Origin of the sequence: Pseudoxanthomonas suwonensis, assembly GCF_010093235.1 — a bacterium.
GTDB lineage: Bacteria > Pseudomonadota > Gammaproteobacteria > Xanthomonadales > Xanthomonadaceae > Pseudoxanthomonas > Pseudoxanthomonas suwonensis.
This window is the reverse complement of sequence record NZ_PDWP01000001.1, coordinates 123,242-135,453: the sequence shown is the minus strand read 5'-3', so window position 1 is coordinate 135,453 and position 12,212 is coordinate 123,242. Positions and strand designations below refer to the sequence as shown.

Annotated in this window: 8 protein-coding genes; 4 read left to right on the top strand and 4 right to left on the bottom strand. The window is 70.7% G+C overall.

Annotated features, from left to right (window positions below; translation table 11 throughout):
- Nucleotides 1-67 precede the first annotated feature (67 nt).
- From CSC68_RS00590 to ilvC, 3 genes are read right to left on the bottom strand one after another with little or no spacing between them, the layout of a single operon-like run.
- Entirely contained in the window at nt 68-346 is a 279-nt protein-coding gene (locus CSC68_RS00590; RefSeq protein WP_162201569.1) for an ACT domain-containing protein, read from the bottom strand.
- Nucleotides 330-2,060, bottom strand: coding sequence for an acetolactate synthase 2 catalytic subunit (gene ilvG, locus CSC68_RS00585; protein WP_162201568.1), 1,731 nt, complete (start codon nt 2,058-2,060; stop codon nt 330-332). Before ilvG ends, CSC68_RS00590 begins: the two co-directional genes overlap by 17 nt.
- Complete coding sequence (gene ilvC / locus CSC68_RS00580) at nt 2,057-3,067, bottom strand: ketol-acid reductoisomerase (protein ID WP_162201567.1); 1,011 nt, start codon at nt 3,065-3,067, stop codon at nt 2,057-2,059. The genes ilvG and ilvC overlap by 4 nt, the downstream gene beginning before the upstream one ends.
- A gap of 465 nt (nt 3,068-3,532) precedes the next feature.
- Between ilvC and ilvD the strand changes: the two genes are divergently transcribed.
- From ilvD to CSC68_RS00560, 4 genes are all read left to right on the top strand, one after another.
- Nucleotides 3,533-5,374, top strand: a complete 1,842-nt coding sequence (ilvD, locus tag CSC68_RS00575) for a dihydroxy-acid dehydratase (protein ID WP_162201566.1) — start codon at nt 3,533-3,535, stop codon at nt 5,372-5,374.
- Nucleotides 5,375-5,488: 114 nt separating this feature from the next.
- Nucleotides 5,489-7,210: a gamma-glutamyltransferase gene (gene ggt / locus CSC68_RS00570; protein WP_425501180.1), complete on the top strand. Its 1,722-nt coding sequence runs from the start codon at nt 5,489-5,491 to the stop codon at nt 7,208-7,210.
- 113 nt (nt 7,211-7,323) lie between these two features.
- The gene (locus tag CSC68_RS00565) at nt 7,324-8,658 is read left to right on the top strand and encodes a glycoside hydrolase 5 family protein (RefSeq protein ID WP_246193403.1); all 1,335 of its coding nucleotides are present in this window, start codon (nt 7,324-7,326) and stop codon (nt 8,656-8,658) included.
- A gap of 102 nt (nt 8,659-8,760) precedes the next feature.
- Nucleotides 8,761-10,599 (top strand): methyl-accepting chemotaxis protein, encoded by a 1,839-nt coding sequence (locus CSC68_RS00560; protein WP_162201565.1) that lies wholly within the window; start codon nt 8,761-8,763, stop codon nt 10,597-10,599.
- Here CSC68_RS00560 and CSC68_RS00555 read toward each other — a convergent pair.
- On the bottom strand, nt 10,584-12,146 hold the full coding sequence (locus CSC68_RS00555) for a BCCT family transporter (protein ID WP_162201564.1): 1,563 nt from the start codon (nt 12,144-12,146) through the stop codon (nt 10,584-10,586). The two genes, CSC68_RS00560 and CSC68_RS00555, sit on opposite strands and share 16 nt — an antisense overlap.
- Nucleotides 12,147-12,212 lie beyond the last annotated feature (66 nt).

The window sequence follows — 12,212 nt, the reverse complement described above, 5'->3', positions numbered from 1 at the left end:
AGAAGGCACCTCCGCACCGTTGCCTCCGCATGGGCGGCAACGGCGGTCGCGGGCTGGACATGCATGTTCATGGCGCCGCTCCGGTGGGCGCATCGGCCTGGCCCGGCAGGGGCCCGTCGACCGGCACGATCTGCACCGATTCGCAGTCGTACACCTTCTGCAGCTGGCGGCGCAGGGTCTCGGCCGGCCGGCCGCCGTCGACCACCAGCTGCAGCCGCCAGCGCCCGTCTCTGGCGGGCGAACCCTGGATCGCACGCGGGGCGAAGCCGCGGCGCTCGGTCATGCCGATCACGCGCACCAGCGCGCCCTCCACGGGCTTCAGCACCAGGTCAAGCCGGTAGTGCATGAGCTGACTCTGCCTTCTGTTCATTGGGGTTGGCCTCCAGCATGTGGCTGTTGGCCGTGTTCGGCGGCACCAGCGGCCAGACGTTGGCCTTGGCGTCGATCTTCACGTGCAGCAGGCCCGGGCCGGGCGCGGACAGCAGCGCCGCCAGCGCGTCCTCGACCTGCGAGCGCTGCTCGATGCGGGTCGCCGGGATGCCGCAGACCTGGGCCAGCGCGGCGAAGTCCGGGTTGTCGGACAGGTCGATCTCGCTGTAGCGCTTGTCGAAGAACAGCTCCTGCCACTGGCGGACCATGCCCAGGGCGCTGTTGTCCAGCAGGATGATCTTCACCGGCAGCCTGCAGCGGGCGATGGTGACCAGCTCCTGCACGTTCATCATGAAGCCGCCGTCGCCGTTGACCAGCACCACCGGCCGCTCGGGGAAGGCGAACTGCGCGCCCATCGCCGCCGGCAGGCCGAAGCCCATGGTGCCCAGGGCGCCCGAGGTCAGGTGGTTGCGCGGATGCGAGAAGCGGCAGTGCTGCGCCACCCACATCTGGTGCTGGCCCACGTCGGCGGTGATGATCGCGTCCGGGCTCAGCTCGCTGACCCGCTTCAGCAGCGCCGGCGCATAGATGTCGGTGCCGGGGGCGTCGTAGCGCGCGGCGTGTTTCTCGCGCAGGCTGGCACAGCGCTTGCGCCATTCCGACGCGGTGCTGCGTGCGGTGGCCAGGGCGCGCAGGCCGGTGGCCATGTCGCCCGGCAGGGCGATGTCGGCGGTGCGCAGCTTGGAAATCTCGTAGGCGTCGGCGTCCAGGTGGATGACCCGGGCGAACGGCGCGAATTCGGCCAGCTTGCCGGTGGCGCGGTCGTCGAAGCGCGCGCCGACCACCACCAGCAGGTCCGATTCCTGCACCGCGATGTTCGCGGCGCGGGTGCCGTGCATGCCCAGCATGCCCAGGTACTGCGGGTGGTTGCCCGGCAGCGCGCCCAGGCCGCGCAGGGTCAGCACGGTCGGGATGCCGGTGGCCTCGACGAACTGGCGGAACTCCTCCACCGCATCGCAGATGCCGATGCCACCGCCGCCGTAGACCACCGGCTTCTCGGCGGCGGCGATCGCGGCGATGGCCTCGGCCAGTGCCTCGTCCGGCGGCGGCGGCGGCGCCTCAACCGTCGCCGGCACGTGCGCCGGCAGGTGGGTGGCGGCGCCGACCTGGACGTCCTTGGGCAGGTCGACCAGCACCGGGCCGGGGCGGCCTTCGCGGGCGATGCGGAAGGCCTCGGCCATCACGTGCGGCAGGTCGTCCACGCTGCGGACCAGGAAGCTGTGCTTGACGATCGGCATGGTCATGCCGAACACGTCCAGTTCCTGGAACGCATCGGTCCCCAGCAGCGTCGTCGGTACCTGGCCGGTCAGGCAGACCATCGGGACCGAGTCCAGCATCGCATCGGCGATGCCGGTGACCAGGTTCGAGGCGCCGGGCCCGGAGGTCGCCACGCATACCCCGACCCGCCCGGACGCACGCGCGTAGCCATTGGCCGCCAGGGCGGCTCCTTGCTCGTGGCGGACCAGGATGTGGCGCAGCCCCGAATCCACCAGGGCGTCGTAGAACGGCATGATCGCGCCGCCCGGATAGCCGAAGATGGTGTCGACCCCCTCGGCCTCCAGCGCGTGCGCGACCCAGGCTGCGCCATTGCGCAGCCCGGCCGCCGTCGCTGTCGGGGATTTGGCGTTCATGCGGCGGCAGTCTTCTTGGCAGGTTGGTCGTTGGTGGCCGGATCGGCGTTGGCCTGCAGCCACACCATCTTCGCGCGCAGTTCCTTGCCGACCTTCTCGATCGGATGGTCCTTGTCGGCCTGCTGGAACTTCCTGTAGTTCGGCAGGCCCGCGTCGTACTCGGCCTGCCAGTTCCGCACGAAGGTGCCGTCCTGGATGTCCTTCAGGACCTCCTTCATGCGCGCCTTCACCGAGGCGTCGATGACGCGCGGGCCGCTGACGAAGTCGCCGTACTGGGCGGTCTCGGAGATGAACTCGAGCATGCGGGTGATGCCGCCCTCGTAGAACAGGTCGACGATCAGCTTCAGTTCGTGCAGGACCTCGTAGTAGGCGATCTCCGGCTGGTAGCCGGCCTCGACCAGGGTCTCGAAGCCGGCCTGAACCAGCGACGAGGCGCCGCCGCACAGCACGGCCTGCTCGCCGAACAGGTCGGTCTCGGTCTCTTCCTTGAAGGTGGTCTTGATGATGTTGGCGCGCGCGCCGCCCAGGCCGGCCGCGTAGGCCAGGGCGTACTCCTCGGCCTTGCCGGACCTGTCCTGGTACACGGCGTAGATGCACGGCACGCCGCGGCCGATCTCGTACTCGCGGCGGACCAGCGCGCCCGGGCCCTTGGGCGCGACCAGGACCACGTCCAGGTCCTCGCGCGGGGTGATCATGCCGAAGTGCACGTTGAGGCCGTGGGCGAACAGCAGCACCGCGCCCTGCTTGAGGTTGTCGCGCAGGACCTCCTCGTAGAGCTTCTTCTGGACCATGTCCGGGGTCAGCACGGCGACCAGGTCGGCATCCTTCACCGCCTCGGCCGGGCTCTTGACCACGAAACCGTCCGCCTGGGCCTTGGCCTCGGTAGGACCGCCGGGGCGCAGGCCCACGGTCACGTCGAAGCCGGAATCGCGCAGGTTCAGCGCGTGCGCGCGGCCCTGGCTGCCGTAGCCGACGATCGCGATCTTGGTGGAGGTGCTGCTGGTCATTGGCGTGGTCCTGTGCGGTTGCGTGGATGGGAAGGCGAAGCTTGGGAATTTGCCGGATCGAATTCGTTTCTGCTGATAACTTTCCGGACGGAACCTTGTGGAAGCCGGAAACAAAAAACCCCGCGCCTTCCGGTGCGGGGTTCTGAGGTTCTGGCGTCTGTTTGCTGCTTACACGCCGGCTCGTCCCGCACCTGTTGGCGAGGTAATAAGGACGACGAGAAGGACCGAGCCCGCGGCGATGGCGGGGGCGTCCAGAAGGTCGACGGCGACGGTGTGGCGATGCAGCATGGGTCGCAGGAAAGCACGCCATTTCCGGGCTTGTCAAGCGGCCCGTCATGGCGCACTACTGTTGCAGTCGCAACCGTAGAAACGCATCACAATCGGGGCGTCCATCGCGCGCCTCATCCCGCAGCCGGCCATGCCGCCGCGCATGCGCGCCCGCCTTTCGCCAGCCGCCGCAGAACCATGCCCGAATACCGCTCCCGCACCTCGACCCACGGCCGCAACATGGCCGGCGCCCGCGCCCTGTGGCGCGCCACCGGCATGAAGGATGGCGACTTCCAGAAGCCGATCGTCGCCATCGCCAACTCGTTCACCCAGTTCGTGCCCGGCCACGTCCACCTGAAGGACCTCGGCCAGCTGGTGGCGCGCGAGATCGAGCGCGTGGGCGGCGTGGCCAAGGAGTTCAACACGATCGCCGTCGACGACGGCATCGCCATGGGCCACGACGGCATGTTGTATTCGCTGCCCAGCCGCGAACTGATCGCCGACGCGGTGGAGTACATGGTCAACGCGCATTGCGCGGATGCGCTGGTGTGCATCTCCAACTGCGACAAGATCACCCCGGGCATGCTGATGGCCGCGCTGCGGCTCAACATCCCCACCGTGTTCGTGTCCGGCGGTCCGATGGAAGCGGGCAAGACCCGCCTTGCCGACCACAAGCTGGACCTGATCGACGCGATGGTGATGGCGGCCGACCCGAATGCCTCCGACGAGCAGGTCGCGGCGGTGGAACGCAGTGCCTGCCCGACCTGCGGTTCGTGCTCGGGCATGTTCACCGCCAACTCGATGAACTGCCTGACCGAGGCGCTGGGCCTGTCGCTGCCGGGCAACGGCACCGTGGTCGCCACCCACGCCGACCGCGAGGCGCTGTTCAAGCGGGCCGGCGTGACCGCGGTCGAGCTGTGCCATCGCTGGTACGGCGCCGGTGACGAGCGCGCGCTGCCGCGTGGCATCGCCACCTTCGAGGCGTTCGAGAACGCGATGGCGCTGGACATCGCCATGGGCGGATCGACCAACACCATCCTGCACCTGCTGGCCGCTGCGCAGGAGGGCGAAGTGCCGTTCACCCTGCGCGACATCGACCGGCTCTCGCGCAAGGTGCCGCAGCTGTGCAAGGTCGCGCCGAACACGCAGAAGTACCACATCGAGGACGTGCACCGCGCCGGCGGCATCATGGCCATCCTCGGCGAGCTGGCGCGTGGCGGCCTGGTGCACACCAACGTGCCGACCGTGCACGCGCCCAGCCTCGGCGAGGCGATCGAGCGCTGGGACGTGACCCGCACCGGCGACGAGTCCGTGCACACCTTCTTCCGTGCCGGTCCGGCCGGGATCCCGACCCAGGTCGCCTTCAGCCAGGACACGCGCTGGCCGTCGCTGGACACCGACCGCGCCGAGGGCTGCATCCGCGACATGGACCACGCCTTCTCGAAGGAAGGCGGGCTCGCGGTGCTCCACGGCAACATCGCGCTGGACGGCTGCGTGGTGAAGACCGCCGGCGTGGACGAATCGATCCTGGTGTTCGAGGGCCCGGCGCGGGTGTACGAGAGCCAGGACGCGGCGGTGAAGGGCATCCTCGGCGACGAGGTGCAGCCGGGCGAGGTGGTGGTGATCCGCTACGAAGGCCCCAAGGGCGGCCCTGGCATGCAGGAGATGCTGTATCCGACCAGCTACCTCAAGTCGAAGGGGCTCGGAAAGAAGTGCGCGCTGCTGACCGACGGCCGTTTCTCCGGCGGAACTTCCGGGCTGTCGATCGGCCACGCATCGCCGGAAGCTGCGGCTGGCGGCGCGATCGGCCTGGTGCGCGACGGCGACCGCATCCGCATCGACATCCCGGCGCGCAGCATCGACCTGCTGGTGGACGAGAGCGAATTGGCGCGGCGTCGCGCCGAGCAGGACGCGAAAGGCTGGCGCCCGGCGCAGCCGCGGCCGCGCAAGGTCAGCACGGCGCTCAAGGCCTACGCCCTGCTGGCGACCAGCGCCGACAAGGGCGCGGTACGCAACCGCGAGCTGCTGGACGGCGCCTGATCGGGCCTGGCGGCCGCTGCGCGGCCGCCGCCGGCGTGGCATCGCCGCACGGCGCGCGCGCCACCGGCACGTCCGGATCGTCTATCTTGCGGCGGTCCCATGATGGTGCCTGACATGCCGATCCGTTCCCTGTTCCTGTGCGCCGCGGCACTGCTGCCCGCGGCCGCTACCGCCGCCGACCGCGTCACCGGCCACGCCTTCGCCACCCGTTCGGAGGTGATCGCGCCGCATGCGATGGCCGCGACCTCGCATCCGCTGGCCACCCAGATCGCGCTGGACGTCATGAAGCAGGGCGGCTCCGCGGTGGACGCGGCGATCGCCGCCAACGCCGCGCTGGGCCTGATGGAGCCGACCGGCAACGGCATCGGCGGCGACCTGTTCGCCATCGTGTGGGATCCGGAGACGCGGAAGCTCTACGGGTACAACGGTTCCGGCCGCTCGCCGAAGTCCCTGACCCTGGCCGAGTTCCGCCGCCGCGGGCTCACCGACATCCCCGCCCATGGTCCGTTGCCGGTATCGGTGCCCGGCGCGGTGGATGGGTGGTTCGCGCTGCATGGCCGCTTCGGGCGGCTGCCGATGGCGGACAACCTGGCCCCGGCAATCCGCTACGCGCGCGAGGGCCATCCGGTGCACGAGGTGATCGCCTACTACTGGGAGCGCTCGGTGCCGCGGCTGTCGCAGTACCCGGGTTTCACCGAGCAGTTCACCATCGATGGCCGCGCCCCGCGCAAGGGCGAGCTGTGGAAGAACCCGAACCTGGCCGACACGCTGCAGAAGATCGCCGACGGCGGACGCGACGCGTTCTACAAGGGCGACATCGCCCGCACGATCGATGCCTACTTCAAGGCCAACGGTGGCTTCCTGTCCTACGCGGACCTGGCCGCCCACCAGGGCGAGTGGGTGGAGCCGGTGTCGACCAGCTACCGCGGCTACGACGTGTGGGAGCTTCCGCCCAACAGCCAGGGCATCGCCGCGTTGCAGATGCTCAACATCCTCGAGGGTTACGACTTCTCGAAGATCCCGTTCGGTTCGGCCGAGCACGTGCACCTGTTCGTGGAGGCCAAGAAGCTGGCCTTCGCCGATCGCGCGCGCTTCTATGCCGACCCGGCGTTCCAGCCGGCGCCGGTGGAGCGCCTGGTGTCCAAGGACTACGCCGCCCGGCGCCGCGCCCTGATCTCGCCGGACAAGGCCCTGCGCGAGGTGCAGCCGGCGACGCCCAGGCAGCTGGAGGAAGGCGACACCATCTACATGACCGTCGCCGATGCCGACGGGATGATGGTCTCGCTGATCCAGTCCAACTACCGCGGCATGGGCAGTGGCATGGCCCCGCACGGGCTGGGCTTCATCCTGCAGGACCGCGGCGAGATGTTCGTGCTGGCCGGCTGCGGGCGCAAACCCGAGCATCCCAACTGCTACGCCCCGGGCAAGCGCCCGTTCCAGACCATCATCCCGGCCTTCGTCACGAAGGACGGGAAGCCGTGGGTGAGCTTCGGCGTGATGGGCGGAGCCATGCAGCCGCAGGGCCACGTGCAGATCGTGATGAACCTGGTCGACTTCGGCATGAACCTGCAGGAGGCCGGCGACGCGCCGCGCATCCAGCACGAGGGCTCGACCGAACCCACCGGCGCCGGCACGGCGATGAGCGATGGCGGCGAGGTCAACCTCGAGACCGGATTCTCCTGGGAGACCGTCCGCGCGCTGATGCGCAAGGGCCATCGCGTGACCTTCGCCGACGGTCCCTATGGCGGCTACCAGGCCATCGCCCGCGATCCGGAGACCGGCGTGTATTACGGCGCTTCGGAGAGCCGCAAGGATGGCCAGGCCGCCGGCTACTGAGGCACGCGCCCGGTACCGGCGCACGCCACCCGGCTGCATCGCGTGTGCGCATGCAGCATGCCGGCGGCGCCGGTTGCGGTTCCAATACCCGGTCCAGACAAGGGGAGTCGCGCATGCGTGGGACGTGGACAGCTGGCCTCGGCCGCAGGGCCGTCGTGTTTGCGGCGGTACTGCTGGCGGGGCTGCAGGCGATGCCGGCGCTGGCCCAGTCCGGCTTCGTGCGGGTGGAGGGGGCCGGCTTCGTCCTCGATGGCAGGCCCTACCGCTTCGCCGGCGCGAATTTCTGGTACGGCGCCTATCTCGGGGCGGCGGACGGGGTGGGCGACCGCGCGCGCCTGCGCGCCGAGCTGGACCAGCTCAAGGCCGCCGGCATCGACAACCTGCGCGTGCTGGCGATGAGCGAGGCCAGCGGCTTCAGGCGCGGGGTGCGCCCGGCCTTCATGCATGCCCCGGGCGAGTACGACCAGCGCCTCCTCGAAGGCCTGGACGTGCTGCTGGACGAGATGCGCCGGCGCGACATGAAGGCCGTGCTGTACCTCAACAACTTCTGGCAGTGGTCAGGCGGCATGTCGCAGTACGTGTCCTGGTTCACCGGCGAACCGGTGTTCGACCCGGACGAGACCGGCGACTGGAACGGCTTCATGCAGAACTCGGCGCGCTTCTACGCCATGCCCGAGGCCCAGGCCGCCTACCGCGATGCGCCCCGCACGGTGGTCACCCGCCGCAACAGCATCAACGGCCTTGCCTACTTCGACGACCCGACGGTGATGTCATGGCAGCTGGCCAACGAGCCGCGCCCGGGCAGCGATGCCGGCGGCGTCGCCAGCTTCCAGGCCTACCGCGCCTGGCTGGACGACACCGCCCGCTTCATCCGCGAGCTCGCGCCGAAGCAGCTGGTCAGCACCGGCAGCGAGGGCAGCAAGGGCTCGCTGGGCGAGGATGACTACTACCTCATCGCCCATGCCTCGCCCGCGATCGATTACCTGACCTTCCACCTGTGGCCGTCCAACTGGGGCTGGATCGACCACCAGGACCCGGCGGCGCGGCTGGAGCCGGGCCTGGAGACCTCGCTGGAATACATCGACCGCCACGTGGAAATGGCGGCCCGGCTGGGCAAGCCGATCGTGCTGTCGGAGTTCGGCCTCGACCGCGACCGGGGCTCGTACGATCCGGCCTCGACCGTGGTCGCGCGCGACCGCTTCTACCAGGCGGTCTACGACCGTGTCCTGGAACACGCACGCGCCGGTGCGCCGATCGCCGGTTCCAACTTCTGGGCCTGGGGCGGTCGTGGCCGCACCTCGAACCCGGACTGGATGTGGAAGGAGGGCGATCCCTTCACCGGCGATCCGCCGCAGGAGGCGCAGGGCCTGTTCTCGCTGTTCGACAGCGACGCCTCGACCCTGGGGATCGTCTCCGCACACGCGCGGCAGATGCGCGAGCTTCCCTGAACCAGTCAGGTACGACCCGGCCCGACGCATCGCAAAGTCGCCTCCGCCTTCAGGCCCCAGCCTCCGCGGCCGATATGCCGGAAAGGGAGAGGAGGAATAGCCATGTCGACTACCGGGTCGGCACCGACGTTGACGGAAGGGCAGGCCACCGCGCCTGCGCTGCCGGACGCGCCGGTCGCACTGCTGCGTCTGGACCGCGAGGGCCGCATCGTCGCGGCCAATCGTGCCGCCAGTGACCTGCTTGGCCTGGAGGACGCCGTCCTGCCGGTGCCAGCCTCCGGCCCGCTGTGGGGGCTGGAGGTCGGGGAGCTCGCCCGTGCGGGTGGCGTCTGGGCCGCGCCGGGCGACGATCCCGCGCGGCGCCTGCGCTACCAGGCCGACGACGAGGGCTGGATCGTCTCCCTGCCGCATGCCGAACCCGCCACCCTGATGCGGGAAGCCGCGCTGCTGGCCGGTAACCCCGGGGCGACCGTCCCCCATCCGCTGCTGGCCCCGCTGGCCCAGGGCCTGGCCGGCGCCAGCACGCCGCTGGAGCTGCTGGCCCACGTCAACGACACCCTGGCGCGCTGCGACCTGGCGCTGGAGCTGCCCGCGGCACATGCCGAGAGCGAGCCCGGCCGGCGCCTGGCGGCCGGCTTCGGCAACCTGGCCGAGGCGGTGCGGCAGGCCGTGTCGCTGTCGGTACAGCTGGCTGCCGACGTGCCCAAGGAGGTGGGCGAGAACGACGAGCTGGCGCAGCAGACCCGCGCCCAGGCCGAGGCCCTGGAGACGGTGCTGGCCGCCACCCGGCGCCTGCGCAAGGACCTGGACGAGGTGCGTCGCGAGCTGGAGGAAGTGCGCGCGGCGGCGGTGCGCGCAGACGCCGACGCCCGTCGCGGCGGCGAGGCCGCCCGCGCCCTGGCCGCGGCGATGGAACAGGTCGAGGCGCGGGCGGCGCGCGCTGGCGAGGTCATCGAGGTGATCGATTCGGTCGCCTTCCAGACCAACATCCTGTCGATCAATGCCGGCATCGAGGCCGCGCACGCCGGCGAGGCCGGTCGCGGCTTCGCCGTGGTCGCCAGCGAGATCCGGCGCCTGGCGGAACGCGCAGCCAGCGCCGCGCGCGACGTGCGCGCCATCGTCGGCGGCACGGTCGAGGCCCTGGGCGAGAGCGCGGACTCGGCGCGCCACACCGGCGAGGTCCTGGCCGGCATCGGCCAGTCGCTGGAAGGCGCCGGTGCGGCGATGGAGTCGGTGGCCGAGCGCATCGCCTCGCAGGGCGAGGAGGTGATGGCGATCGACCGGGCGGTGGAGCAGGTGGTCGGCCTGGGCCACAGCAACCTCCAGCACGCCGCGCACGTGGCCGAGCTGAGCGAGGCGCTGGGCCAGGGCGTGGCCACGCTGCACGACTGCGTCGGCCTGTTCCGCCTGCCGCCGGACCCGATGCGGGTGCCGCGGCACGCGCGCGTGCGCGAGCTCGCCGAGGCCGGCGCGCGCCGCATCGGCATGGCCCTGGCCGCGGCGGTGGCCGATGGCCGGATCGGCGCCGATGCCCTGTTCTCGCGCGAGTACAAGCAGATCCCCGGGATCGATCCACCCAAGTACCGCACCCCGTTCGACTCGCTGTGCGACCGCATCCTGCCGCCGCTGCAGGAGCCGATCGCCAATGCCGAGCCGTGGATCGTGTTCGCGATCAGCGCCAACCCCGACGGCTACGTGCCCACCCACAACCAGCGCTACTGCCAGCCCATGACCGGCGACCGCGCCAAGGACCTGGTCGGCAACCGCACCAAGCGTATCTTCGGCGACCGCGTCGGCCGCAGCGTGGGCGCGCACACCGATCCGTACCGGTTGCAGGTCTACCGCCGCGACACCGGCCAGATCATGTTCGACCTGTCGGTGCCGGTGTACGTGGGCGACCGCCACTGGGGCGGCTTCCGGATCGGCTACTCGCTGGAGTAGGGCGGGGGTGCCGGGCCGCGGGTACGGTGCGGCCCGTAGACCCAGTGCTCCAGGGCGTGGCGCAGCGCCTGCGTCCGCCGCCGGCGCACCTCGCGCGCATGGGCGAGCGTGCGGTGCATGGCCAGGATCACCAGCACCAGCAACAACGCGAACGGCAGGGCCGAGATGGTCACCAGGCCCTGCAGCGCGTCCAGGCCGCCGGCCAGCAGCAGGGCCGCGGCCACCACAGCGATCGCCACGCCCCAGGCGACCCGCCGCAGCGGCGGCGGATCGCCTGCCTGGTCGCTGGACATGCTGGCCAGCACCAGCACCGCCGAGTCGGCCGAGGTGACGAAGAACAACGCCAGCAGGGCCACCGCCACCGCGCTCAGCGCGGTGCTGCCGGGCAGCTGCTGGAACAGGGCGAACAGCACGTTCTCGTAGCCGCTTTCCAGCACCGGCTGCAGGTCGACCACGAACAGCTGCTGCCAGAGCGCCATGCCGCCGAACACCGCGAACCAGGCGAAGCCCAGCAGGCTCGGCGCCAGCACCGTGCCGACCACGAACTCGCGGATGGTGCGGCCGTAGGACACGCGGGCGATGAAGGTGCCCACGAACGGCGCCCACGAGATCCACCAGGCCCAGTAGAAGATCGTCCACTCGCTGACCCAGGCGCTGCCGGAGAAGGGGGACATGCGCAGGCTCATGCCGACGAGCCGGTCCAGGTAGCCGCCCAGCGCGTTGGTGAACAGGTCGAACAGGAACGCGGTCGGGCCCAGGGCCAGTACCGCCAGCAGCAGCAACCCGGCCAGCGCGAGGTTGGCGCTGGACAGCCACTTGATGCCGCGGTCCACGCCGCTGAGGCTGGAGGCCATGTACAGCACGAAGGCCGCGCCGATCACCACCAGCTGCATGCCGGTACCGGTGGGCGTGCCGAACACCGTGCGCAGGCCGGCGGTGATCTGCAGCGCACCGAAGCCCAGGGTGGTGGCGACGCCGATCGCGGTGGCCACCACCGCGGCGATGTCCACGCAGCGGCCGGCCCAGCCGCGATGGTGCCTGCCCAGCACCGGCTGCAGCAGGTCGCTGAGCTGGCCGCGGCCGCGGCGGTTGTACTGGAACCAGGCCATCGCCAGCCCGACCAGGGCGTAGATCGCCCACGGATGCAGGCCCCAGTGGAAGAACGCGTAACGCATCGCCGCGCGCGCGGCCGGCATGCTCGCCGGTTCCAGTCCCTCGGGCGGCTTGAAGTAGTGCGACAGCGGCTCGGCCGCGCCCCAGAACACCAGGCCGATGCCCATGCCGGCGGCGAACAGCATCGCCAGCCAGCTGCCCACCGCGAACTGCGGTTCGGCATCCTCGCCGCCGATGCGCAGCTCGCCCAGGCTGCCGAACGCCAGGTACAGCATGAACAGCAGGGTGGCGAAGACCACCAGCAGGTAGAGCCACCCGGTGTTGGCGAGCATGCCGGCGAGCATCCCGTCCACGACCGCGGCGAAGCGTGCCGGTGCCAGCCCCGCCGCGGCCGCCAGCAGCACGATCAACAGGAAGGAGATGCGGAAGACCATGCCGGCTCCGGGTGCCTGGAGGCGGGGCAGTCTAGCAACGGGGCCGTTGCCGGGCCGTCGCGGCCG

Coding starts and splice junctions, on each gene's coding strand:
- CSC68_RS00590 (WP_162201569.1), bottom strand. CDS start 346: ATGCACTACCGGCTTGACCTGGTGCTGAAGCCCGTGGAGGGCGCGCTG.
- ilvG (WP_162201568.1), bottom strand. CDS start 2,060: ATGAACGCCAAATCCCCGACAGCGACGGCGGCCGGGCTGCGCAATGGC.
- ilvC (WP_162201567.1), bottom strand. CDS start 3,067: ATGACCAGCAGCACCTCCACCAAGATCGCGATCGTCGGCTACGGCAGC.
- ilvD (WP_162201566.1), top strand. CDS start 3,533: ATGCCCGAATACCGCTCCCGCACCTCGACCCACGGCCGCAACATGGCC.
- ggt (WP_425501180.1), top strand. CDS start 5,489: ATGCCGATCCGTTCCCTGTTCCTGTGCGCCGCGGCACTGCTGCCCGCG.
- CSC68_RS00565 (WP_246193403.1), top strand. CDS start 7,324: ATGCGTGGGACGTGGACAGCTGGCCTCGGCCGCAGGGCCGTCGTGTTT.
- CSC68_RS00560 (WP_162201565.1), top strand. CDS start 8,761: ATGTCGACTACCGGGTCGGCACCGACGTTGACGGAAGGGCAGGCCACC.
- CSC68_RS00555 (WP_162201564.1), bottom strand. CDS start 12,146: ATGGTCTTCCGCATCTCCTTCCTGTTGATCGTGCTGCTGGCGGCCGCG.